The sequence below is a fragment of the Nocardia xishanensis NBRC 101358 genome (assembly GCF_001613365.1).
GTDB lineage: Bacteria > Actinomycetota > Actinomycetes > Mycobacteriales > Mycobacteriaceae > Nocardia > Nocardia xishanensis.
Genome location: NZ_BDCF01000040.1, coordinates 29,801 through 53,235 on the forward strand (window position 1 = coordinate 29,801; position 23,435 = coordinate 53,235).

At 68.4% G+C, this 23,435-nt stretch carries 26 protein-coding genes; 18 read left to right on the forward strand and 8 right to left on the reverse strand.

What is annotated here, in order from left to right; all coding sequences use genetic code 11:
- Nucleotides 1-82 precede the first annotated feature (82 nt).
- From NX1_RS25735 to NX1_RS25785, 11 genes are all read left to right on the forward strand, one after another.
- Nucleotides 83-310, forward strand: a complete 228-nt coding sequence (locus tag NX1_RS25735) for a hypothetical protein (RefSeq protein WP_068064336.1) — start codon at nucleotides 83-85, stop codon at nucleotides 308-310.
- A 296-nt stretch (nucleotides 311-606) separates the two neighbouring features.
- The gene (locus NX1_RS25740; RefSeq protein WP_068064292.1) at nucleotides 607-1,383 is read left to right on the forward strand and encodes a DUF5666 domain-containing protein; all 777 of its coding nucleotides are present in this window, start codon (nucleotides 607-609) and stop codon (nucleotides 1,381-1,383) included.
- A gap of 98 nt (nucleotides 1,384-1,481) precedes the next feature.
- Entirely contained in the window at nucleotides 1,482-2,519 is a 1,038-nt protein-coding gene (locus NX1_RS25745) for a TtfA family protein (RefSeq protein ID WP_245668682.1), read from the forward strand.
- 25 nt (nucleotides 2,520-2,544) lie between these two features.
- A complete protein-coding gene (locus tag NX1_RS25750; RefSeq protein ID WP_068064298.1) occupies nucleotides 2,545-3,357 on the forward strand; it encodes an SDR family NAD(P)-dependent oxidoreductase in 813 nt (270 codons plus the stop codon).
- A gap of 2 nt (nucleotides 3,358-3,359) precedes the next feature.
- Nucleotides 3,360-3,929 carry an orotate phosphoribosyltransferase gene (gene pyrE, locus NX1_RS25755; protein WP_068064300.1) on the forward strand — a complete coding sequence of 190 codons (570 nt, stop codon included), beginning with the start codon at nucleotides 3,360-3,362 and terminating at the stop codon, nucleotides 3,927-3,929.
- Between the two features lie 51 nt (nucleotides 3,930-3,980).
- Nucleotides 3,981-5,039 carry a beta-ketoacyl-ACP synthase 3 gene (locus NX1_RS25760; RefSeq protein WP_068064302.1) on the forward strand — a complete coding sequence of 353 codons (1,059 nt, stop codon included), beginning with the start codon at nucleotides 3,981-3,983 and terminating at the stop codon, nucleotides 5,037-5,039.
- A gap of 1 nt (nucleotide 5,040) precedes the next feature.
- Entirely contained in the window at nucleotides 5,041-5,781 is a 741-nt protein-coding gene (locus NX1_RS25765) for a lysoplasmalogenase (protein WP_068064304.1), read from the forward strand.
- Between the two features lie 248 nt (nucleotides 5,782-6,029).
- Nucleotides 6,030-6,545, forward strand: coding sequence for a DUF3558 domain-containing protein (locus NX1_RS25770; RefSeq protein WP_245668686.1), 516 nt, complete (start codon nucleotides 6,030-6,032; stop codon nucleotides 6,543-6,545).
- An 18-nt stretch (nucleotides 6,546-6,563) separates the two neighbouring features.
- Nucleotides 6,564-6,950 (forward strand): hypothetical protein, encoded by a 387-nt coding sequence (locus NX1_RS25775; RefSeq protein WP_068064311.1) that lies wholly within the window; start codon nucleotides 6,564-6,566, stop codon nucleotides 6,948-6,950.
- 18 nt (nucleotides 6,951-6,968) lie between these two features.
- Nucleotides 6,969-8,270, forward strand: coding sequence for a PPE domain-containing protein (locus NX1_RS37025; protein WP_068064313.1), 1,302 nt, complete (start codon nucleotides 6,969-6,971; stop codon nucleotides 8,268-8,270).
- Nucleotides 8,271-8,292: 22 nt separating this feature from the next.
- The gene (locus NX1_RS25785; RefSeq protein WP_245668683.1) at nucleotides 8,293-9,060 is read left to right on the forward strand and encodes an ESX secretion-associated protein EspG; all 768 of its coding nucleotides are present in this window, start codon (nucleotides 8,293-8,295) and stop codon (nucleotides 9,058-9,060) included.
- A 96-nt stretch (nucleotides 9,061-9,156) separates the two neighbouring features.
- On the opposite strand, the gene NX1_RS25790 is transcribed toward NX1_RS25785, so the two are convergent.
- Entirely contained in the window at nucleotides 9,157-9,603 is a 447-nt protein-coding gene (locus NX1_RS25790; RefSeq protein WP_068064314.1) for a hypothetical protein, read from the reverse strand.
- A gap of 330 nt (nucleotides 9,604-9,933) precedes the next feature.
- Between NX1_RS25790 and NX1_RS25795 the strand changes: the two genes are divergently transcribed.
- The gene (locus tag NX1_RS25795; protein ID WP_068064315.1) at nucleotides 9,934-10,368 is read left to right on the forward strand and encodes a nuclear transport factor 2 family protein; all 435 of its coding nucleotides are present in this window, start codon (nucleotides 9,934-9,936) and stop codon (nucleotides 10,366-10,368) included.
- Nucleotides 10,369-10,376: 8 nt separating this feature from the next.
- Here NX1_RS25795 and NX1_RS25800 read toward each other — a convergent pair whose 3' ends face one another.
- Both NX1_RS25800 and NX1_RS25805 read right to left on the reverse strand, forming a co-directional pair.
- On the reverse strand, nucleotides 10,377-11,030 hold the full coding sequence (locus NX1_RS25800; RefSeq protein WP_218024184.1) for a LuxR C-terminal-related transcriptional regulator: 654 nt from the start codon (nucleotides 11,028-11,030) through the stop codon (nucleotides 10,377-10,379).
- Nucleotides 11,027-12,400 (reverse strand): sensor histidine kinase, encoded by a 1,374-nt coding sequence (locus NX1_RS25805; protein WP_084501764.1) that lies wholly within the window; start codon nucleotides 12,398-12,400, stop codon nucleotides 11,027-11,029. The genes NX1_RS25800 and NX1_RS25805 overlap by 4 nt, the downstream gene beginning before the upstream one ends.
- 160 nt (nucleotides 12,401-12,560) lie before the next feature.
- On the opposite strand from NX1_RS25805, the gene NX1_RS25810 reads away from it, so the two are divergent.
- The 3 genes from NX1_RS25810 to NX1_RS25820 all read left to right on the forward strand — a co-directional run bounded on the left by NX1_RS25810 (nucleotide 12,561) and on the right by NX1_RS25820 (nucleotide 14,910).
- Nucleotides 12,561-12,890, forward strand: coding sequence for a hypothetical protein (locus tag NX1_RS25810; RefSeq protein ID WP_068064319.1), 330 nt, complete (start codon nucleotides 12,561-12,563; stop codon nucleotides 12,888-12,890).
- A gap of 76 nt (nucleotides 12,891-12,966) precedes the next feature.
- Complete coding sequence (locus tag NX1_RS25815) at nucleotides 12,967-13,665, forward strand: TrmH family RNA methyltransferase (protein WP_068064321.1); 699 nt, start codon at nucleotides 12,967-12,969, stop codon at nucleotides 13,663-13,665.
- 156 nt (nucleotides 13,666-13,821) lie between these two features.
- Complete coding sequence (locus NX1_RS25820) at nucleotides 13,822-14,910, forward strand: glycoside hydrolase family 76 protein (RefSeq protein ID WP_068064323.1); 1,089 nt, start codon at nucleotides 13,822-13,824, stop codon at nucleotides 14,908-14,910.
- A 40-nt stretch (nucleotides 14,911-14,950) separates the two neighbouring features.
- Here NX1_RS25820 and NX1_RS25825 read toward each other — a convergent pair whose 3' ends face one another.
- Both NX1_RS25825 and NX1_RS25830 read right to left on the reverse strand, forming a co-directional pair.
- Nucleotides 14,951-15,652 (reverse strand): DedA family protein, encoded by a 702-nt coding sequence (locus NX1_RS25825; protein WP_068064325.1) that lies wholly within the window; start codon nucleotides 15,650-15,652, stop codon nucleotides 14,951-14,953.
- Nucleotides 15,653-15,657: 5 nt separating this feature from the next.
- Nucleotides 15,658-16,314 carry a DedA family protein gene (locus NX1_RS25830; RefSeq protein ID WP_068064342.1) on the reverse strand — a complete coding sequence of 219 codons (657 nt, stop codon included), beginning with the start codon at nucleotides 16,312-16,314 and terminating at the stop codon, nucleotides 15,658-15,660.
- 402 nt (nucleotides 16,315-16,716) lie between these two features.
- Here NX1_RS25830 and fbaA point away from each other — a divergent pair, with 402 nt between their 5' ends.
- Nucleotides 16,717-17,751, forward strand: a complete 1,035-nt coding sequence (gene fbaA / locus NX1_RS25835; protein ID WP_068064344.1) for a class II fructose-bisphosphate aldolase — start codon at nucleotides 16,717-16,719, stop codon at nucleotides 17,749-17,751.
- Between the two features lie 27 nt (nucleotides 17,752-17,778).
- Nucleotides 17,779-18,897: a BTAD domain-containing putative transcriptional regulator gene (locus NX1_RS25840; RefSeq protein WP_068064327.1), complete on the forward strand. Its 1,119-nt coding sequence runs from the start codon at nucleotides 17,779-17,781 to the stop codon at nucleotides 18,895-18,897.
- An 11-nt stretch (nucleotides 18,898-18,908) separates the two neighbouring features.
- Here the strand turns inward: NX1_RS25840 and NX1_RS38155 are convergent, their stop codons facing one another.
- The gene (locus NX1_RS38155; RefSeq protein WP_245668684.1) at nucleotides 18,909-19,229 is read right to left on the reverse strand and encodes an excalibur calcium-binding domain-containing protein; all 321 of its coding nucleotides are present in this window, start codon (nucleotides 19,227-19,229) and stop codon (nucleotides 18,909-18,911) included.
- Nucleotides 19,230-19,391: 162 nt separating this feature from the next.
- On the opposite strand from NX1_RS38155, the gene NX1_RS25850 reads away from it, so the two are divergent.
- A complete protein-coding gene (locus NX1_RS25850; RefSeq protein WP_068064329.1) occupies nucleotides 19,392-20,867 on the forward strand; it encodes a glycoside hydrolase family 183 protein in 1,476 nt (491 codons plus the stop codon).
- 3 nt (nucleotides 20,868-20,870) lie between these two features.
- Here the strand turns inward: NX1_RS25850 and NX1_RS25855 are convergent, their stop codons facing one another.
- Both NX1_RS25855 and NX1_RS38160 read right to left on the reverse strand, forming a co-directional pair.
- Entirely contained in the window at nucleotides 20,871-21,908 is a 1,038-nt protein-coding gene (locus NX1_RS25855) for a fused (3R)-hydroxyacyl-ACP dehydratase subunits HadA/HadB (protein WP_068064331.1), read from the reverse strand.
- 97 nt (nucleotides 21,909-22,005) lie between these two features.
- A partial coding sequence (locus NX1_RS38160; RefSeq protein ID WP_245668685.1) for an Rv0361 family membrane protein occupies nucleotides 22,006-23,435 on the reverse strand: 1,430 nt, incomplete at its 5' end.

The window sequence follows — 23,435 nt, forward strand, 5'->3', positions numbered from 1 at the left end:
GGATCAGTCCTTGGCCGGAAAGTACGCTGACAATATCTGGGATTGCCTGGAAAGCTCGGCACAGAAAGCCTGGAGGATGAAGATGGAAACGGCCTACCACGAGTACAAGAACCCCTTCTTCAAGAACCTGATCGCCGAGGGCAAGGCCGAGGGTGAAGCGAACGCGCTGCTCGTCATTCTCGAGGCGCGGAAGTTGCCCGTCTCCGAGGAGGACCGGCGCACGATCACTTCGTGCACCGATCTCGACCAGCTGGGCGAGTGGTTGCGGCGGGCAGTGACGATCACCGACGTCGCGCAACTCTTCGACTGAGCGGTCCTGCGATCGGTCGGTGTGTGCGGGGAGGGCGACGACCTGATCGTCAGCCGCTGAAATGCGGGACGTCCCCGCCCGGCTCGGGGCGGGACGTTCGCGTATCCGGCGTGGCCGCCGAATCGGTTCGGCTCGACGTGGCGGCCGCCGGGTGCTGTTTGCCCGAAGCGGTCGATCGGCCTCGCGCATGGCCGGAGCGGAGGCGGAGTACGCACGAGGGGCGCTGCCGGACGAAGTCCGTCGAATGACTCCGCGCATGGCCGGAGCGGAGGCGGAGGTACGCCTACCCTGGAGGCATGACGAACCCGAAGGATCCCTGGGGGCAGCGGCCGGAGGATGCGCCGACCGAACACCTCGGTCCGCCGGGTGCGTCCGGCTACGACCCGTCCGGGGACACCACGCGATACCCCTCGACCGAACGGTTCGAGTGGGGCCCGCCGCCCGCGAACGCCACCAAGCAGCTCCCGCCGATGGAGAGCCAGTGGGGCGCTTACGAAAGCGGTTACGGCCACCAGTACCCAGGCATGCCGGATCCGCACCACGCGGCCGTGCCGCCCGGTGCGGTACCGCCGGGCGTCCCGCCGATGGATCAGCCACCGCCCAAACGCAATACGGGACTGTGGATCGCGCTCGGTCTGGGTGTTCTCGCGCTCGTCGCGGTGGGCGGGGTGGTCGCAGGCCTGGTGCTCGGCGGCGGTGACTCGTCCACCACAACGGCGGGCGGCACCACCACCGCGCAACTCCCGACCCGCGGCGCTTTCCCGACGCAGAACCCGTCGCCCCGTCAGCCATCGCCGAGCGGGCTGCCCGGCCTGCCTGGACTCGACGGCATCGGCGCGACCATGGGCACCATCAGCGCCAACAACGGCGGCCAGCTCACCATCGACACCGTCTCCGGCAACAGCGTCGCCGTCCGGACCGACGAACTAACCCAGGTGATCTCGCTGTCCGGCGCCAAGCCCGCCGACCTGCCCATCGGCGACATGGTCATGGTGCAGGGCGACAAAGGACCGGACGGATCGATCCGCGCCAAGTTCATCATCAGCACCGCGCTGCCCGGCGGCGGACGATGAGCGGCGTGGTCCCGGACCGTGCCGCGGCACAAGACGTCCGGCCCGGCGCGGCACCAAAGAAGGCCCTCCACCGGCCGGGCCTATTAGGGTAGACCGCGATGACGGCTATGTGGTTCGGGTTGGCGGCGATCGCGCTTGTTGGCGCGATCGTGCTGCTGTATTTCGATCGGGTCCAGCGGCAGCGGACCGGTCACGCGCGCCAGGTGTGGGCCAAGGCCCAGGGATACACCTACGTGTCGGTGGAACCGGCACTCCCGTCGACTTGGCGGCGCGGTGCGCTGGCCAAACTCGGCTATCTGTCGGCGGTCGACGTGGTTTCCGGTATCCGCAAGGGCGAGAAGTTCGTTCTGTTCGATCTGGAGGACGCCGCGACGCTGGTCGCGGTGCGCCGCCAGATCGGTTCGGACATCGATGTCGACATGCGGCTCAAGACCGCGTCCCCGCCGAAGGACGCGGATCTCGAGTTGCTCGGCGCGATCGGCGGCCGGGTCGTCTTCGCGACGAACCCGGAGATCGCCAGGCACGCGGTCGATCAGCGGATGGTCGCGTTCATCGAGACGCTGCCCGACACGGTCCAGATGCTTTGGAGCGAGGGCAATTGGACCCTCGGCATGCTGAATGTCGGTACGGCGTCGAAGGATTGGGAGTCGGCCATCGACTCGGTGCTTCGCCTGTCCGGTCTGCTGCACGTGCTGCCACCGGTCAGCGACTCGCGCGGCGGTGACAACCCCGACCACGATCCGGGCCGTCCGCACCCGAGGGCCCGCGGCCGAGCCGAGGAACCAGCCGCCGCACGCGGAGCCTCCCGCGTCCTACCGCCCGCCGCCGACGAGGACGATCGCGGATACGACGATCGCGAGTTCGACGACAGCGCCCCTCGCTACGACGACGAGGACGAGCAGGCGGCCGACCAGCCGCGCCGTCCATCGCTTGCCGTTGTCCCCGACGCCAAGGACAGGGCGCGCGAGGAACGCTGGTCCGACGACGACCCGGAAGACGACTGGCGACCGGAACGTGGCCGCTCCGACGACTGGGACGACGAACCGCGCTCCACGAACCGCGCCGACCAGGCCGACCGCCCCGGCGGCCCGTTCCACCCCGGATTCCGTCCATATCAGGGCCCCGTGCCGCAGTGATCCGCTCGATTCGATTGGTGCCGCGATGACCGATAGCTCTGCTCCCGCGCGCCTGCCCGGCGCCACCCGCCCGATCGCACTGATCACCGGACCGACGTCCGGCATCGGTCACGGGTTCGCGCTACGGCTGGCCTCGCTCGGCTACGACATGGTGCTCGTCGCCAGGGACGCCGAGCGGCTGAAGGCGCTGGCCGCCGAGTTGGAGCGCAAGTACGCCACCCGCTGCGAGGTGCTCGTCGCCGATCTCGCGCAGGCCGCCGACCGGGAACGGGTCGCGGCCCGCGCCGCCGACGGCATCGAATTCCTGGTCAACAACGCGGGTTTCGCGCATTCGGGGGAGTTCTGGACGCTGCCCTACGAGCAGTTGCAGGCGCAGCTCGACGTCAACGTCACCGCTGTGCTCCAGCTCACCCACGCGGCGCTGCCGTCGATGATCGCCAAGGCGAAGGGGTCGATCGTCAACGTGGCCAGCGTCGCGGGGCTGGTGCCAGGTCGGGGATCGACCTACTCGGCCTCGAAGTCCTACGTCGTATCCTTCACGGAAGGGTTGGCGGGCGGACTCGCTGGAACCGGGGTACGGATCCAGGCGTTGTGCCCCGGATTCGTCCACACCGAATTTCACGAGCGAGCCGGTATCGAGATGTCCTCGCTGCCGAAACCGCTGTGGCTTTCCGTCGAGCAGGTCGTCGCAGGCTCGCTGAGTGATCTGGACAAGGACCGGGTGATCAGCGTGCCCGGTGCGCAGTACAAGGCGCTCACCACGGTGGTCGGACTCATCCCGCGAACCCTGCAGGTCCGAATGAATCGGGGCCTGTTCAATTCACGCGGAAGGACTTAGACATGATCGACGAGGCGACAACCAACGACTCCGCGCTCGGCGCCGACCGCGAGAAATTGGCCGCGCTGGTGCGCGAGCTCGCTGTCGTGCACGGCAAGGTGACGCTCTCCTCCGGCAAGGAGGCCGATTACTACGTCGACCTGCGCAGGGCGACCCTGCACCATCGCGCCGGACCGCTGATCGGGAAGCTGCTCCGCGAGCTCGTCGCGGACTGGGATTTCGACGCCGTCGGCGGGCTGACCATGGGCGCCGACCCGGTCGCGCTGGCGGTGCTGCACGCGCCGGGCCGCCCGATCGACGCCTTCGTGGTACGCAAGGCCGCAAAGAGTCACGGCATGCAGCGCCAGATCGAGGGACCCGACATCGTCGGCAAGCGGGTGCTGGTCGTCGAGGACACGACGACCACAGGAAACTCCCCGCTCACCGCGGTCCGCGCGCTGCGCGAGGCGGGCGCGACCGTCGTCGGCGTCGCCACCGTCGTCGACCGGGAGACAGGCGCCGACCAGGTGATCGCGGCCGAGGGGTTGGAGTATCGGTCCATCCTCGGGCTGAAGGATCTTGCCCTGGGTTAGCCTGGACGCGGGTTAAGTTTGTCCGACAGTTGAGGGACGTGTGAGTCACCAGTGGTGAGCATTGCAGTAAACAAGAGTCGCGAAAATGTTGCGATGCTCGGAATCGGTGCTTACCGACCGCAGCGCATCGTCAGCAATGACGAGGTGTGCGAGGTTCTCGATTCGACCGACCAGTGGATCTACGAGCGCACCGGCATCCGCAACCGGCGCTGGATCAGCGGTGACGAGACGCTGCGGTCGATCGCGGCGGCCGCGGGCGAACGCGCGCTGGTGAACACCGGCATCGACCGGTCCAAGATCGGCGCGCTCATCCTCTGTACGTCCAGCTGGCTGAAGCTGACCCCGCACGGCGCCCCGACCGTCGCCGCCGATCTCGGCATCAACGGCATTCCCGCCTTCGACCTCACCTCCGGCTGCGGCGGATTCGGCTACGGCCTAGGCGTCGCCGCCGACCTCATCCGCGCAGGCTCGGCCGACTACGTGCTGGTGATCGGCGCGGAGACGATGACCGTCGGACTCGACCCGACCGACCGCGGCACCGCGATGATCTTCGGCGACGGCGCGGGCGCGGTCGTCGTCGGCCCGAGCGAGGAGAACGGCATCTCCCCGACGGTGTGGGGCAGCGACGGCGAGAACGCCGAGGCGATCGCCCAGGACGTCGACTTCCTGGAGTTCATGAACAAGGCCCAGGCCTTGCAGGGCACCGATCCCGCGATCGAACCGGTCGGCCGGATGTCGCTGCGCATGGAGGGTCCGCGGGTGTTCCGCTGGGCCGCCGTCACGCTGCCGCGCGCGCTGTCCGATGCGCTGGAGGCCTCCGGTGTGGCCAAGGAGGACATCGAGGTCTTCATCCCACACCAGGCCAACGCCCGCATCAACGACCTGATGAAGAAGAACCTCGGCTTGGCCGACGAGATCCCGATGGCCAACGACATCGAGAACACCGGCAACACCTCCGCCGCATCGATCCCGCTGGCCATGGAGGAAATGCTGGTCACCGGCAAGGCCAAGGGCGGACAGCTGGCGCTGCTGCTCGGCTTCGGCGCGGGCCTCAGCTACGCGGGCCAGGTCGTGACGCTGCCGCCCGCGCCGACCGAGGCGAGCTTCTGACATGAATTCCACCGGCGCCACGGCGTTCCCCGGCTCGGGGCGTCCGTTTCGCACGGGATTCCTGGCCGCCGCCGCCGTGACCGTCTTCGGGGCGGTCACCGGGCGCGACCGGCTCCAGTGGCTCGCCAAACCGCTGATGATGCCGCTGCTCGCCGCCGACGTGGCGACCAGCGGCGTCGATATGGACCCCACCGAGCGCACCATCCTGCTCGGCTCGCTCGGCGCGGCGACCCTCGGCGACATCCTGCTCATCGAACCCGACGACGACCGCCGCCTCATCGCCGGCGCGTCGTCGTTCGCGGTCATGCAGGCCGGGTACTCGACGTTGTGGTGGCGGCGCGGCGCGCGTCCCCTCGCCCCGATCGCCCTGCCCAGGGTCGCCGCCTGGCTCGGCGCCGCGGGCCTGCTACGCGCCAAGGCCCCGACCGTCGCGGCCCCGCTCACCGCCTACGGCGCCACCCTCGGCACGGCCGCTGTCCTCGCCTCCGACCCCCGCCTCGCTCCCGGCACGAAAAACGTTGCGGGCCTGAACATCCCCGACGCCGACCCGCGCAGCCGCCTGGGCCTCGGCGCCCTCCTGTTCACCCTCTCCGACGGACTCATCGTCCTGCGCCGCCTCTTCGCCCGCACGTCCCGCTCCCGCCGCGCTACCGAGGGCGTCATCCTCGCCACTTACGCCGCGGCCCAATACCTTTTGGCCGACCCTCGGGCCCACGCCCGCTCGCCGCTCGACCGTTCGTAGGGCGATCTCGCCGCGTCCGGTGCGATCGGGCGGAACCGAATCGCTCCCCGCTGCCGACCGCTATCGACCGCGCCGTGGATCGAACGCGCCTTGCTTCGATGGAACCGACTGAGCGGCTGGCGCGTCCAAGAAGATGAACACGCACACCTGCCCGGCGCACCGATGCCACCGTTTTCGGCGGCTCGGTAGGGTGGCGTGGACAGGCAGGTCGATAACACCCTGAGGGGGAGCGGATGGCGCGGCGTGTGATGTTGGCTCTGTGCGCGGCAGTGGTGCTGGTGCCGGCGGTCGCGGGCTGTGAGGGAGCGACCGAGGGGACGCCGACGACTTCGACGAGTGCGGCGCAGGTTGCGTTGTGGAATCCGTGCACGGAGGTGCCGGATGGGCTGTTGCGGCAGATCGGCGTCGATCCGGCGACGGAAGAGAGTGGTGTTGCGGGGGTGCCGCAATCCGGCTGGGAGATCTGCTCGTGGAACGCCGCAAAGTACCACGTGACTGTCTTCTCGACCAAGCGGACTTCTGAGGAGATTCGGAACAAACCGGGGAACGTAGAGTTCCAAGATGTCCAGATCGCTGGCCGCGACGGAACCCAATACCGAGTCGAAGGAGCCTCGAAAAGGCTGACCTGTGACATCGTATTCCCTGCACTTCAGGGAGCGTTTTCGGTCAAAGTCGGGAACAACCCGGCAGATGACCATCCTGACGATCCTTGTTCGCTTGCGAACCGAGCCGCCACTATGCTTGTGCCGCGATTTCCGCAATGACATTGGGAGGGGACAACATTGAGCGAGCCGAACATCACCCAGTGGCGTAAATTCGCCGACCAGGCCAAATCAGGGGAAATCTACCTCGATGACGAGGCGGCCGCGCGCGAGTGTCTGACCGCTTGCGATAAGTTCATCCAGGACTACACCGACCTGATCAGGTCGGCGCAAAACGCTCAACGCGTATCTGGATTCGGTGATTTCAGCATGGCGGACGATCTCGCAGCCCTCTTCCGTAGTCAGGCGACTGGTGGGACAGATTCGATTGACGCGGTGATTATCGAATCGATCGATGTGGTCAAAGAGATGCGCGAAGTGATGCAGCTCTCGCTCAACCGGATCACCGGTCAAGTCACCGATCATTCTGCCCAAATTTCCGGGATCACAAACGAATTGGGGGGCTGACCCATGTCCCTTCCCGGCATGGATTTCTTCAACAACTATACGTTCGGCGAAAACGTCCTTCGCAATATCACCAACTGGATCGCAGGCGAGGAGTTGCAGCCGGAAGTGGATCCGGCGGCGGTGCAGGATCGGTACAACCGGCAGCGCGATAACGTACGAACTAGCGCGGGCGACATCGGGTTCGTCGGCGATTTCAAATCGGGAATCAAGAGCTGCGACCACTTCCAGAATCCGCTCGCGGAGTTGCGAGCCAAGGTCGACAAGATCGATCTCGACGCGGTGAACGACCTTCGCAACGCTTGGGACGAGATCGGCAAGCGGGCCGAGGCCGCGCAGACGGCGTTCAACAGCCAGATGCAAAAAGCTACGAATCCCGGTGTCTGGCAGGGAGAGTCGGCCCAGGCTGTCGCGCAGGGCGTCACCGACTTTCTCGCATCCGCGGCGAAGACGTCGCAGGCCGCCAAGCTGATGGCCAGGAAAACCGAGGAGCTCGCCACGGGTTTGGCGCCGACCAAAGAACTCGTGCCCCATGTCCCCGAACACAACTCGAACTGGGAGAACACCCGGAGTTGGATCGCCGGGCGCGGCTGGAAGGACAACGAGGACGCGTACAACAACGCATGGGCCGAGGCCAAGCGGGTGTTGACGACTGTGTATGAACCGGTGCTCCGGGAAACCGATCGCGTCCCCGTGATCCCGAAACCCCACAACCCCACCGCGAACAACGGTGACCCGGGCCGGACCGACGGCGGCCAACCGCGTGGAACGAGCACCGGCGTGCAACCCGGCGGCACGAACAACGGTGGCGATCAGCCGACGAAGAACGAGGACACGACTCGACCCGGTCCGACCGAGGATCCCTCGCAGGGCCAACAGGATTCGCAGCAGCAGTCGCAGTCCAACGACGACACGCAGGCTGCCTCCACCGAGACGCCGACGACGCCCACCGGGACGACTCCGGCTTCGGCGACCCCGGTGTCGCCGACCACGCCAACTCCGGGAACGCCCGGCACCCCTGGGTTTCCGGGAGGCCCGGGTGGTCCCGGCCCCGGCGGTCCTGGCTCCTCGCCCGGCCGCCCCGGCGCGAGTGTGCCTGGCGTACCCGGCATTCCGGGCGGCGCGAACCCCGCGGCGGGTCGCCCGGTCGCGGCCAACACCCGTGCGGGTATGCCGGGCATGGGTGCGCCGGGTGCGCGCGGCAAGGGCGACGACGAGTCGTCGAAGGGTGTGCCGGATTATCTGATCACGCAGGAGCACGGCGAGGAACTCATCGGGTTGACCGATGCGCCGAAGACGGTCCCGCCGGTGATCGGGGAGTGAGTCGGAGTCGATGCTGAGCGGGGTGACGCGCTGGCGGTTCAGCGCGCTGGAGTTTCGGGTGCTGTGGGAGTCGACGGGTCGGGACGTGCTCCCGTATCCGTTGGGGCACCGGTGGCAGGACACCGGCGTCCCGGAGGATTTCCGTCGCGCGTGGCAGGTGGCGGCTATGGCGGTCTGGACGCATATGGACGACAACTTGTTGCGCGCATTGGACGTGTTGTTGCGGCCGGAGGCGCGCGTCGAGGTGGCTGGGTTCCGCGGTCTGCGGCGCGAGCACCGGATTCGTGCGCACGCGGGGGTGCACTACCAGCACGGTGCGATCGTGACGCAGCGGCCGGGGGTGGATCACGATCACGGCGGCGATGTGGAACTCGCGTTCCTCACGGCGGAGCGGGTCGCGCCCGCGGTGATCGGCGCGTTGCCGAAATGCCCTCCCGGGAAAGGTGATTCGCTCTCCATTGATGTCCGTGATCTGGCCGGTCCGCGCGGTGTGAAGACCGACCCGTGGCGCCGCGGCCCGAAGGACGATTTCGATCGCTTCTTCAACCGGCCGACCACCTGCATCGCGCACGTGGCGGTGTATCCGCTGGGCAGTGTCGACAATCGGCACATCGTGGGCAGACAGGACTTTCAGGTCAACGACTTCGAGGGCGACGGGCGCTACATCAGCTTCGGCGAGGACAAGGTCGTCGCCAAACCCGCGCCGGAGCAGGCTCTGATCAATACCGTGCAGCAGCGGATCAACCACCTCGTGGAGGGCGTTCGGAACGGCAGATTCGCCGCACGCTGAACCCGCTGCGCCGCGCACCGGTCTGCCGACCTCGGCATTCTCCGGGTCGGCTGGTGTCGGCCGTTCAGAACACGTCGGACCGAGTGCGCACCGCCTTCACAGCACCAGAATGATCCGGTCGCGGTTGGCTGGGTCGACGCGGATCGAGATGGTCTCGCCGAGACCGAGTTTCGGCTTGTCGGCGGGCATGACATCGAAAACGATGGAGCCACGGTAGGTTTCGGAGCCAGGGACGGTGAGCTCGAGGTCGATTTCGGTGAGTTCGCTGTAGTGGTCGGTGCGCTCCAGCGGGTGCACGCCTTCGACGGTGGCCCAGCCTTCGAGGCCGTGGCGCCAGAGGCGGCGGTCGGCACGGGAGGGGCGCCCCGCCAGCAGCATGCCGATGCCGACGCAGGAGCCGAAGACGCCGACCAGGGCGACGACCTGGAACGGGATCGTGCCGGGCGGCGTGCGGTGCACGAGCCAACCCAGCCAGAAGCACAGCACGATCAGGTACGCGGCGGTGACGCCGAGCACCGTACGCAGAATCCGTGCGTGATCCATGCGTGCCTCCCGCCTTCGCTCCGGCCGTGCGTGGTCTGTGGAAACTTCGTTCGGCTGTGTGCGGTCCGTGGACGGACGTCTTCCGGCTGTGCGGTCTCTCGACGGACTTCGTCCAGCCCGTGGGAACGGACTGCGTCCGGCTGCGCCAGTCGGTGTACACCCCTCCTGACCTCGCACTTCAAGCATAAGCGGCTACCGTGCTCCGATCCGGTCGCTTGCGAGTATCGGTTTCGTAGCGACGACGGCCGCTCCGTCAGTGAGCCGCAAAGCCCGATCGTTCCGTCCGATCTCCGCCAGCGCCCCGCCCCGCCCGCACGCCACGCTGTTCGCATGCCGAGCGCAACGACTACCGACGTGCTGACCGGAATGTATGCCGCCGAGGCCGCGTACTTCGCCGCTGGCGGCCCTGGTCGCGCCCCCTTCGAGACCACCCTGGCCCCGTTCTTCGCCGAGGACGTGGTGCTGTACCAGGCCGACGGGATGCCGTACGGCGGTATCTGGCGAGGCCATGCCGGGCTGGAGCGGTTCTTCGTGGCGATGGCGGCGGTGTGGGAGTCGTTCGAGATGGTCGAGCAGGAGTTCTTGGCGACCGGGGAGACGGCCGTGGTGCGGACCGAAGTGCGGGCTCGCGCCCGCGCGACCGGCCGCGAGCTGCGCTTCCCGATCTTGCAGACCCTTCGCGTCGAAGAGGGGCGTATCGCGGAAGTCCGCCCGTTCTACTGGGATACGAAGGAAATCGCCGCGGCATGCACGATGGCGCGGTAACGCCGCGTCTAACCCTTCAACCGCAGCACCGCCAGTACCCGCCGATGGTGCGTATCCGACGGTGGGAGATCGAGTTTGGCGAAGATGTTGCCGATGTGCTTTTCGACGGCCCGCTCGGTGACGGTGAGCGCGTCGGCGATGGCGTTGTTGGACAGGCCCTGCGCCATCAGTTCGAGCACTTCGCGTTCGCGCGGGGTCAGCCTGGCGAGCGAATCCTGTTGGCGGGAGGCGCCCATCAGCTGACTCACCACCTCGGGGTCGAGGGCGGTGCCGCCGGTGGCGACCCGGTACAGCGCGTCGACGAAATCGCGCACGTCGGCGACGCGGTCTTTGAGCAGATAGCCGACACCGCTGGCGCCACCGGCGAGAAGTTCTGTGGCGTAACGGGTTTCGATCCACTGCGAGAAGACGAGCACGCCCGTCATCGGGTACTTCCTGCGCAGTTCGATGGCGGCGAGCAAGCCCTCGTCGGTGAACGAGGGCGGCATGCGCACGTCGACCACCGCCACGTCTGGGTTGTGTTCCCCGACCACGTCGCTCAGGGTGCTCGCGTCGCCGACCATCGCGACCACCTCGTGGCCGCGCTCCACCAGCAGGCCCGCCAGGCCGTCTCGCAGGATGGCGCTGTCCTCGGCGATGACGATGCGCAGCGGCGTGGTCACTGCGGATCCCCTTTCGGCAGCAGGATGGTCACCACGGTGGGCCCGCCGGCGGGGCTGTGCACGGTGAGGGTGCCGTCAACGGCACGCGCCCGCGCCGCGAGACCCGCCAGGCCGCTGCCGCCCGCCTGTGCGCTTTCGGCCGGTGGCAGCACGCCGCCGATTCCGTTGTCCCGCACCGTGACCGCGATGGTGCGCAGGCTGTCGGGCAGCACCGAGACCCACGCCCGGTCGGCGTGCGCGTGCTTGACCACGTTGGTGAGCAGTTCGGCGACGGAGAAGTAGGCGATGGCCTCGATGGCCGGGCTCGGCCGCTGCGGCAGGTGCACACGAAGCTCGACGGGTACCGCGCTGCGTGCGGTCAGCGTCTCCAGCGCCGGGCCGAGGCCGAGTTCCAGCGCGGGCGGATGGATGCCGCGGACGAGTTCGCGCAGTTCGGTGAGCGCCTCCTTGGAGCTGGCGTGCGCGTCGGCGATCAGGTCGGTCGCGTCGCCGCCCGCCGCGATGCGCTCCTCGGCCCTGCCGAGCGCCATGGCGATGGTGACGAGCCGGGCCTGGGTGCCATCGTGCAGGTCGCGCTCCACCCGCCGCAGCGTGGCGGCCGCGTCTTCGACGGCGGCGCGCCTGCTGGCCCGCAGCTCGACCAGCTGACGGTCGCGCACGGTGGCCGCGAGCAGCCAGACGGTGAGCAACCGGTGCAGGTGGCAGACGCCGCGGACCAGCCAGGGCAGTGCGAAGCAGCCGACGACGCCGAGCGCGGCGACGCCGAGCACGCGCGGCCACGAGTCGACGTAGAAGGAACCGAACTGCATGAGCGAATGGCGTTCGACCCCGTTCTCGTCGACATTGACCGGATCGAACAGCGCCCACGGAATCGGGGAGATCGCGATGAACACCACCATCGCCACGACGATCAGCGCCAGATAACCGATCACCACCCCGAGCGCGACCTGCGCGAGCAGGAACAGCGTCGCCCGCCAGCTCGCCCGGTCGGTGAACGCGCTCTTCAGGAACCCGAACAGCCCGCGCTGCCTGTCGAACGGGGGCGGCGCTTCCACAGGGGTGTCGAGCAGGACGCGGCACAGCGCACGGTAGATCCGTCCCCAGACGCGTCCGCCGAGCAGTACGAGGGCGAGCAGCGGGATGCCGACCAGGAAGATCGACGCGTAGAGCCCGCCGCCGAAGCCGAAGAACAAGTAGCAGACGGCGAGGCAGCCGAGCACGAACGCGGTGATCAGATAGGCGAGTTCCTTCCAGGTCCTCGTCTGGATCGGTGCGCGCAGGACGGCCGACAGCGCCCCGCGGCCGGGCTGTTCGGGCGGTGCCGCCTGTTTGTCGAGCACGAGGGTGGGTTCGGCTTGCGTCTCGGTCATGGGCTCCATGTTTCTCGCCGACGGCGGCGTTCTCGATGGAGCTGACCGCCGAATCGGGGGTGTGGCCAGCTACACCACGCGGCGATCGTGAGCGACGCGACCGGGTGTCCGGTGCGGTTGCCCGGGCCGCTCGGCGGGTTTTGGAACTAGCATCACCCGCATGACTTACCCACCGCCGTACGGCTATCCACAGCAGCCCTACGGTAACCCGTACGGTCCGCCGCCGGACCATCCGCAGTCGACAACGATCCTGGTGCTCGGCATTCTCGGGCTGGTGCTGTGCCAGCTCTGCGCGCCGTTCGCCTGGGTGATGGGCAAGCGGGCGCTCGACGAGATCGACGCGTCGGGCGGCGCGATCGGCGGCCGAGGCAACGTCAAGGCGGGCTACGTCTGCGGCATCGTCGGCACCGCCATCATGCTCGTCTACCTGGTCGGCATCGTCGCCGTCATCGTGATCTCGATCGTGGCAGCGAACAGCTCGTCGTACTGAGTGAGCGGGCCAAGCCCGCCGTCGCCGCGCATATCCGCAGCACAGGCGACGGAGCGGCGGAACTAGCATCGACCGCGTGAGTCACTCGTCGTCGGATACCGCGCGCCTTTCCCCGGGGGAGCAGCTTCCCGGGCCCACCGAGTGGGGCGAGCATCCGCACGGCGTCGGTCCGTGGCTCGACGAGCACGGCGCCCCGCCGCCCGACGACCCGCGACTGGATCCCGAACTGCTGGCGCACGGTGACCGGCGCAATGTGGTCGACGCCTACCGCTACTGGTCGCGCGACGCGATCGTCACCGACATCGACGCGCGCAGGCACCCGTTTCACGTCGCCATCGAGAACTTCGGGCACGACGCGAACATCGGCACCGTGGTGCGCACCGCGAACGCCTTCGCGGCCGCGGCGGTGCACATCGTCGGCAGGCGACGGTGGAACCGCCGCGGCGCCATGGTCACCGACCGCTACCAGCACATCGAGCACCACACCGACATCGCCGAACTGCTCGCCTTCGCCGAGCGCACGGGTCTGACCGTGGTCGCCGTCGACAATGTCCCCGGCTCGGTGCCGCTGGAGACCGCGCGATTGCCGCGCGACTGTCTGCTGCTGTTCGGCCAGGAAGGTCCCGGCGTCACCGCGCACGCGAAACACGCGGCGGCGATGACGGTCTCGATCGCCCAATTCGGTTCCACCCGCAGCATCAACGCCGGTGTGGCCGCCGGGATCGCCATGCACGCCTGGATCCGCCAGCACGCCGATCTCGCGACGGCGTGGTGAACGATCTTGTGGCGTGCACGATTCGGCGTCGGCCGGGTAACAATTCGGCGGCCAGAATCGGCTTCCAACTGGCACCATTGAGCTATGACCTCGCGGAGCCCTCGGACTGGGCAGGATGCTGCACCAACGCCCGCGCTTTGGTCGGAGCGGGCGGATATGGCGGAATCCGCGATCGTCTCTCGGCACCTGCGGGCCCTGTGGGCTTGTCCCGGAACGGAACTCGGCGTCGTCGGCTGGCCCGCCACCAAGCGTGAGCGTGCCTTCGTTACCTGGCACTACTGGTGGCAGGCGCATCTGATCGACTGCGCGGTGGACGCGGCCAACCGCGCGCCGACATCGGTGCGGCGCAAGCGGATCGGCGAACTCGTACGCGCGCACCGCATTCGCAACATCACCGGCTGGACCAACAACTACTACGACGACATGGCCTGGCTCGCCATCGCTTTGGAGCGGGCCGAGCGGACCCAGGGCATCACCGAGGCGCGCGGCGCGCTGGTCGCGCTGGAGAAGAAGCTGTACGAGGCGTGGAATCCGGAAGCCGGGGGCGGCATCCCGTGGCGCGTCCGCGCGGACTACTACAACGCCCCCGCCAACGGTCCGGCGGCCATCGCGCTCAACCGTCTCGGCAGGCACACCCGCGCGCAGGAGATGGCGGACTGGCTGGACGCGACCCTGCGCGATCCCGGCACCGGCCTGATCCTGGACGGCATCCATCTGCCGTCGGGGGTGATCGAGCGCCCGACGTTCACCTACTGCCAGGGCGTGGTGCTCGGCGTCGAGACCGAGCTGGCGATGCACACCGGCGCCGAGCGTCATCTGGAGCGGGTGCACCGGCTGCTGGTCGCGGTGGAAGACCAGATGACCGCGGGCGGCGTCATCAAGGGCGGCGGTGGCGGCGACGGCGGACTGTTCAACGGCATCCTCGCGCGCTATCTCGCGGTGGTCGCGATGATGCTGCCGGGGGAGGATCGCCAGCAGGTCGCCGACCGGCAGGCGGCAGCCGCGATCGTGCGCGCCTCGGCCACGGCGGCCTGGGCGAATCGTCTCGAGGTCGAGGGCGAGCCGCTGTTCGGCGCCGACTGGAGCAAACCCGCTCAGCTGCCCGGCGGCACGGCCGGTGCGGGCTACTTCACCACGGGCGGCTCGGTGACCTCGTCGAAGGTGCCCGAGCGCGACCTCTCGGTGCAGCTGTCCGGCTGGCTGCTGATGGAGGCCGCCTACCAGGTCAGCGCGGCCGGGCTCTGATCCGGGCTCGACGCTCGGCCTCGCCGCCGAGCGCCGGTTCTCAGTACTCGACCCGGGGGAGCACCACGGTCGGCGCGTCGACGTCCACGTCGAACTCCTCCGCCGGGCGCGACATCTCCAAGCGATAGTGCCGGACACCGAGGATGGTGCCGATGATCAGTCCGAGCACCAGCGTGCAGATCACACCCGGCATCAGCCAGGGCACGCGTTCCAGGAAACTGCCCGCGTAGAAGCCGATGAGCAGCAGCACGGGGGCCCAGATGATGGCGCCGATGGTGCTGGCCACGGTGTACTTGCGGTGATCCATCTGCGCGGCGCCCGCGACCATCGGGCACAGCGTCCGCACCCACGGAATCCACCGGGCCACCAGCACCGCGAGGAAGCCGTGCCGCTGCAACAGCTCGGAGACCCGCTGCAAATTTCGGGTGTTGATGTATCGGCCGTCCTTGCGGGCCACCAAGCGGTGGCCCGTGCGTTGCCCGATGACGTAGCCGACCTGGTTGCCGGTGATCGCGGCGACCATGGCTCCCACCGAGAGCGCCCACACCTGCGCTTCGCCGCTGGCGTGCGAGGCCATCACGATGCCCGCCGTGATCAGCATGGAGTCACCGGGCAGGAAAAGCCCGATGATGAACGCGCATTCCAGGAAGACGAAAGTAAGTACCACCGCCCAGACGAGCGCGGGGCCCGCCGAGATCAGCGGATCGAAACTGCCCACCGCGAGGGGCGACGCGCTGGACACCGGCCTCAGCGGGTGGTCTCGTTCGCCGAAGCGGTCAGCTCGGGCTCGACGACTCGGGGCTCCCCTGCGCCACGATTGCGCAGCTTCTTCACCACCGCCCCGATCCCGGGCAGGATCGAGACGAACACGATGAGCAGGAAGATCGCCTCGACGTGCTCGCGGATGAAGTCGACGCCGCCGAGGAAGTAGCCGAGGATGGTGACGCCGCCGCCCCACAGCACGGCGCCGATGATGTCGAACGCGACGTACTTGCGGTAATCCATCTTGGAAACGCCCGCCAGCACCGGCATGAAGGTGCGCACGATCGGCACGAACCTGGCCAGGATGATGGTCTTCGGACCGTGCTTCTCGAAGAACGCGTGCGTCTCCGTCACGTAGGACTTCTTGAAGAAGCGGGTGTCCTCCTTGCGGAAGATCGCCGGGCCGATGGCGCGTCCGATCCAATAACCACACTGGTCACCGGCGAACGCGATGAAGATGACGGCCGGCACCAGCACCCAGATGGACACCACGGGAGGGTCCTGCGCGGCCAGCAGGCCGCCGGTGAACAACAGTGAGTCGCCTGGCAGAAGCGGGAACAGCAGACCGGTCTCGATGAAGACGATCACGAGGATCGCGGGCAGCACCGCGTTCTTGAGCCACGTCTCCTGGAGCAGGTACATCGGGTCCAGCAACTGGGTCAGCGCGAGGTTGGTCGTCACCGATTCGGTCGCTGCCTGCAGAATCACGCGGCCTCCTGTCCCGGGGTGCGGCTGGCCATACGTTGCTTGCCACCGCGTCGGAAGCTGCCAGCGCAATTACCCGGCCCACAGTACCGGGTCGGACTGAGAATCCCCCGTCGAGCGAGAAATTACCCTCCATTAACCAGGCGGGTCATCGTCCTGCGGTGCCCCCGAGGGCGTCGGTCGATCGTCGTCCCGTTCACGGCCGGAGGGTCTCGGGGATGCCCTGTTGGACCCGCCCGCGATACCGGGCCGTATAGGTCGCGAAACGCCCCTGCCTTAGGGTATGGCCTGACAGAATTTGGTTATCGCCTTTTGCCGCACGACACGGAGGTCTTCACAGTGCCCATCGCGACTCCGGAGGTCTACGCCGAGATGCTCGGTCGGGCCAAAGCGAACTCCTTTGCCTTCCCGGCCATCAACGTCACCTCGTCGGAGACGATCAACGCGGCCATCAAGGGCTTCGCCGACGCGGGCAGCGACGGCATCATCCAGTTCTCCACCGGTGGTTCGGAGTTCGGCTCCGGCCTGGGTGTGAAGGACATGGTCACCGGCGCGGTCGCGCTGGCCGAGTTCGCGCACGTGGTCGCCGCGAAGTACGACGTGACGATCGCGCTGCACACCGACCACTGCCCCAAGGACAAGCTGGACACCTTCGTCCGTCCGCTGATCGCCATCTCCCAGGAGCGGGTGAACGCGGGCGGCCTTCCGCTGTTCCAGTCGCACATGTGGGACGGCTCGGCGATCCCGATCGACGAGAACCTGGAGATCGCCAGGGAGCTGCTCAAGGCCACCGCCGCGGCCAACATCATCCTCGAGGTCGAGATCGGCGTCGTCGGCGGTGAAGAGGACGGCGTCGAGGCCGAGATCAACGAGAAGCTCTACACCTCGCCCGAGGACTTCGAGAAGACCATCGACGCCCTCGGTGCCGGTGAGAACGGCAAGTACCTGCTCGCCGCCACCTTCGGCAACGTGCACGGCGTCTACAAGCCGGGCAACGTGGTGCTCAAGCCCGAGGTGCTGGCCGAGGGCCAGCGCGTCGCGGCCGCCAAGCTGGGCCTCGGCTCGGACGCGCAGCCGTTCGACTTCGTCTTCCACGGCGGCTCCGGCTCGCTGAAGTCGGAGATCGAGGACTCGCTGCGTTTCGGCGTGGTGAAGATGAACGTCGACACCGACACCCAGTACGCCTTCACCCGTCCGGTCGCCGCGCACATGTTCTCCAACTACGACGGTGTGCTCAAGATCGACGGCGAGGTCGGCAACAAGAAGGCCTACGACCCGCGCAGCTACCTGAAGAAGGCCGAGACCTCGATGGCGGCGCGCGTCGTCGAGGCGTGCAATGATCTGAAGTCTGCGGGGCGGTCGATCAGCGCCTGACCCCTTTCTCTCCGGGGGCCCGAGCTCATGAGTCTTGATGTGCGTGTGCTCGGGCCCGTTCGGCTGCTCGTCGGCGGTGAGCCGGTGGCGGTCGGCGGGCCCAAGCCGCGAGCGTTGCTTGCCGCGTTGACCGTCAATCGGCGGCGCGCTGTGGCATCGGCCGCACTGGCCGACATGGTGTGGAACGAGGATCCGCCGGATTCCTACGCCGCCAGCTTGCAGGTGTTCGTCTCGAATATCCGTAAGGCGCTGCGGAATTCGGGTGTCGATCCGGCGCAGGTGTTGCGCACCGAGTCGTCGGGCTACCGCTTGGAGATCCCCGAAGAAGCCTGCGACCTCGGCCGTTTCGAGGCGACGAGGGATGCGGCGGCCAAGGCCGCCGGCGTCGGCGATCACGAGGGCGCCGCGCAGTTGTTCGGCAACGCCCTGCGCGAGTGGAGCGGCCGGGCGATGTCCGATCTGGCGGGTCTGCAATTCGCCGACGGTTTCGCCACCGCGATGGACGAGGAGCGGCTGCTTGCCGTCTCGGCCCGCATCGACGCCGAGATCGCCTGCGGGCGTATCTCTTCGGTGATCAGCGAGCTGGTCACGATCACCAACGAGCATCCGTTGCGTGAACCGCTGTGGGGTCAGCTGATCACCGCGCTCTACCTCTCCGGCCGCCAGGCCGACGCGCTCGAGGCGTGCCGCAGGGTACGTGCCGTGCTCGCCGACGAGCTCGGCATCGATCCGGGCCCGGCGCTGGTCGAGCTGGAACAGCGGGTGCTGCGCCAAGAGCCGTTGAACACCGTGGAGTTCAAGCGCACCGAGCGCTTGGCCGCCGCCATGACCGAGACCGTCACCGAGCTGCCGCGCTCGGTGCGCAGCGGTCAGCTGCGCATGCCGGACGGACGGGTGCAGCCGATCGCGTTGGGCGGCATGCGGATCGGCCGGATGACCGACAACGATCTGGTGCTCGACGACCCGAAGGCCAGCCGCTACCACGCGCACATCATGCCGAGCCGGGCCGGACTCCTGATCAAGGACCTGCATTCGGCCAACGGCGTGTACATCAACGAGGAGCAGATCGAGAGCGGCGCGCTGCTCGCCGACGGCGACGCCATCCGGATCGGGGCCACCATCCTGATCTTCCAGGCGGTGCAGTAAGGCGGAACGCCTCAGTTGCAGGCGATTCCGTCGCCGTCGGTGTCCAGGTACGACGCGTAGCCGGGTTGGCCGCGGTACAGCGGCCAAGCCCCTTCGGCGCGCACCTGATCGCAGTCGGTGTAGTACCGGCGCGGACGTTCGGCGTTGTCTTCCGGCGGTGGCACGTTGTTGCCCTTCGGTCCCGGCCGGTACGCCGGTCCCGGATCGGCATCCCGCGGACCCGAAACCACCGAGAACGGCGGTGACTCGGCGACAGCGGGCGCGGCCACGCCCATCACGCTCACCACGCCGAAGACCGCGGCGGCGCAGCGGCGTATCACTGGATTGCTCACGCTTCCAACGTGCGCCTCGGGACGAAGTCCGTCAACAGTCTCTCGACCGGCCGACACTCTCGGCTGTACCGGGGATTTCGGAAAGTACCTCCTGGTCTGTGGGTTGTGGCCGGTAGGGTCGACCCGACCGTGGAGTGCGTCGAACGTCGAGAGGTTGCATATATGGGCATGCGGCTGATGGCCGCGGTCGGCACCGTGGTGCTCGGGGCCGGCGCGTTGGTGTACGGCGATCGAACGCTCGCGCATGCGGCGCCCGCGCCCGGTGTCGCGGCCGGTGTGCCGGGCAGCGGCCCGTGCGCGAGCGACCCTCGGCCCGTGCACGAACCGCTCGTTCCCAAGACACTCGAGGTGCCGATCCCGTATCCGGTGATCACCGTACTGCCGCCGCAACAGCCTGATCCCGCGCCGGTGCGCACCGACATGGCGCTGCCCGAGGATCCGTGCGTGAACCCGTGCCCCGATCTCACCGACGGCCCGCCGCCTCCGCCCGGCCTGGCCGGGCGGCTCGGCATTCCCGAGATCCTGTTGAGCCCCAAGCCTTTCCACTTCGCCGTGCCCGGCCCCGGACCGGATCCGAGCCCGGTGCCGCCGCCACCGCCGCGCGTCGACCCGCCCGTCGAACCGGCGGCGCAGTCGCCCGAGCGCCGGGCGCCGCGCATCACCGCGGTGCGCGAAGTGGCCAAACAGACCGGAGCCGACTCGGTGAACCGCACCGACAAGCGCTGGCAGGTGGACGGCACCGACCTCGGCATCATGTGGGAGAGCGCGCCGGGCGAGATCGCGGTCGCGTTCGGCGACACCGTCGGGCGCGGGTTCCACCCGCCCGGCGGTATGGGCGGCGACTGGCGCAGCAATGTGATCGCTTTCAGCACCGACCGCGAGTTGTCCGACGGGATGACCTACGACCGGATGGTCACCGACGGCCGGTGTCACGCCGCCGAGGTGCTGTCCAGCCGCAAGCTCGACAACGTCGAGATCACCACCATCCCGACCTCGGGTTTCGCGCTCGGCGCTCGGCAGTACCTGAGCTACATGTCGATTCGCACCTGGCAAAGCGCTCCCGGCACGTTCTTCACCAACTACGGCGGTATAGCCTACTCCGACGATCACGGCCAGACCTGGACCAAGGACCCGCACGCGCGCTGGGACAACATCTTCGGGCTCGCGAATTTCCAAGTGAGCGCGATGGTTCCGCACGGCGACCACGTCTACGTGTTCGGCACGCCCAATACTCGGCTCGGCAGCGTCGGCCTGGCGAGGGTGACGAAGGATCAGGTCCTCAACACCACCGCCTATCAGTACTGGAGAGACGGGCGGTGGACCCCTGTCGGTGGCGCGGGTGGCGCGACGCCGATCGTCGACGCGCCCGCGGGCGAACTCTCGGTCCGCTACGACGCGGCGCGCGGCGTCTGGCAGATGAGTTATCTCGACACCGCACGGGCCGCCATCGTTGTGCGCGAGGCGGATTCGCCGCAGGGTGTGTGGTCCGCGGGCACTCCGACGGTCAGCGTGCTCGACTATCCCGAGTTGTACGGCGGCTTCATCCACCCGTGGTCGACGGGCTCGGACCTGTACTTCAAGATCTCGACCTGGAGCGACTACAACGTCTACCTGATGCACGCCACCATCGAGGACTGACGGTCAGGAGAAGCGGACCTCGGCGATGGCGCGGCCGAACAGCTTGCGGCCTTCGGAGGTGCCGCCGAGCACGATGGTGCCCGCGCGCCGCTCGGGGTCGAGCGACTTGATCTTGCCGGTGAATTCGATCGTGCTCGCCCCGTCGGAGCGCACCGGAACGAAGCCGGAGAAGCGGACGCTGAACTTCTCGAAAGCCGTGGGATCGCCGAGCCAGGCGGTCAGGTACTCGGCGGCCAAACCCATGGTCAGCATGCCGTGCGCGACGACGGTCGGGAGCCCGACCAACTCGGCGGCGCGCTCGCTGAAGTGGATCGGATTGGGATCGCCGGCGACGCCGGCGTAGTTGGTCAGGTCGCCGCGGGTCAGCGACGCGGTACCGGCGGGCAGCTGATCGCCGGCGGTCAGCTCGTCGAACTTCGGGGCGGTGTGCACGGGCCGCGGCGGGGAGATATGCGACTGCCCGTTCGCATCGGACTCGATCGGGACGAGCGTGTCGGGCTGGAACGGATCGCCCGGCTCCCGCTCCGGAGGCGAGTGCATGAAGATCTTGTCGACTGCCTCGATCAGGTGCGGGTCCACCTCGGCGCCGCGGCGGGCCACGATCGTGGTCGAGCCGGTCTGCAGGATCTCGTCGTGCTGGTCGGCGAGCTCGAACTTCACGGTGATGAAGTCGTTGTCGCCGAACTGCCGGATCGACTCGATCAGCATCCGGTTCCGGATGGAGTCACCGGCCAGGATCGGCTGGTGCATCTCGAAGACCTGATCGGTCTGCAGGATCTGGGTCAGGTCGTAGTCGGTGAGCACCGTGTTCAGCAGCGCCTTGGTGCCCGCCATGCCGATCACCGAGGCGAAGGTGGGCGGCGCGACGACACTGTCGTAGCCGAGCTCGCGCGCTTCCGGTTCGGCGTAGTGTGCGTCGTGGTGGTTCTGCACCGCGCGCGCGAACTCGCGCACCTTCTCCCGGCCGACCTCGTAATGGTCCCGAACTCGGAATCGTCGCCCCGCCAGCGACGCCGTATCCTCGGCTTCCGGCTCCGCCATCGTCCACTCCTGCGCATGATCCGGGCCATGTTATTGGCCGTACAGGTTCATTGACCAGGTAAGCGTGACCGCTGGCACCGCTCACCCGGCTGGACGCTTACGGGGTAGCCGCGGGCGGATCACACACCTTCCATCCGTCGTCAGTGCGCTCCAAGTCGAAGGTACGCGCCGACCGCTTGCTCGGATCGGCCTCTGTGTAAACCGTTGCCTGAGCGATAGCTGTGCCGTCGGTGATGCGGATCGCGTCGATGCTGTCGACCACAGGAATGTTCTTGCGCTCCTGGGAGAGGCGGTGCACGCCGGCGAACTGGTCGTCGGGGATGTTCTGGTAGAAGTCGTGCAGCGGACCGCAGGTGCTGCCGCGCAGCGTCGAGAGGTCCCCGTCGCGCAGCGCGCTGGTGTAGTCGCCGATCGCGTTGCGGACCTTGTCCTCGTCGGTGTCGCCGCCCATGACCGCGAACAATCCGACCACGGCGAGCACCAGCACCACGGCAGCGGCGCCCGCCACGAGCAGCAAACGCTTGGAGCGGCCTGCGGGCGCCGGTTCCGCGGCCGTCGTCTGGCTCGGCGGAGCCGGGGGGACCCGCTGCGGCTGCGCCATCGGGCGCGGTTGCTGGGGCTGCGGTTGCTGAGCTCGCGGCTGGGGCGGACGCTGACCTGGTCCGTCCATCACCGACTGCGCCGGACGGGTCGCGTTGAGGTCGGCGGGCGAGGGTGCGGAGGCGGCCTGGCGCTGCGGGGGAACCGGGCGCGGAGCCGAAGGGCGGGTTTCCTCGACCTCGTCGGGGGAGCTCGGCGGCCGGCTGGCCGGACCCTGCGGACCGGCCTGCTTCGGACCGGGCGCGGGACGCGGAGTTGTCGGCGGCTTCGACAACGGCGGGCGCTGACCCTGCACCTTGTCGGTCCCCGGGGGCCGCTGAATCGGCAGCGCCATCGTCTTCGCGTCGTCGTCACCGGCGTGCGGGACGATCGGCATCGCCACCGTCGCGTCGTCCGCCCCGGCGATATCGGCCTGCGCGTCCTGCGGCTCACGCCGCATCACCACCGTCGCGGCATCCGTGCTCGCCGGACCGGGCTCGTCATCGTCGTCCTGACCGACCAGATCGACCCGCCGCATGACCATGGTTTCGTAGTCGGCACTCGACGGTGCGCGGCCCGCAGAATCCCGCTCGTCCGCGGTGCCGGGTGTGCCAGGGCGGTTCTGCGGAATCTCCGCGGTCTTCGCTTCGGCGGCGGGAGCGCCCTGCGCTGGGGTGCCTTGCCCGGTGGGGCTGCCCTGCTTGGTGGGCGCGGCGCTCTGCTGCGTGGGAGAGGTGTCCTGCGGCGTGCGCGCAATGCCCTGCTGCGTGGACGGAGTGCCTTGCCGTGTGGGCCCAGTGCCTTGCTGCGTGGGTGCGGTGCCTTGCTGGGGCGTGGCGCTCTGCTTCGTAGGCGCGGTGCCCTGCTGTGTGGGCCGGGTGCTCTGCCGCGCGGGCGCGGTGCCCTGCTGTGTGGGTCCGGTGCCCTCGTGGGTAGGCGCGGGCGTGG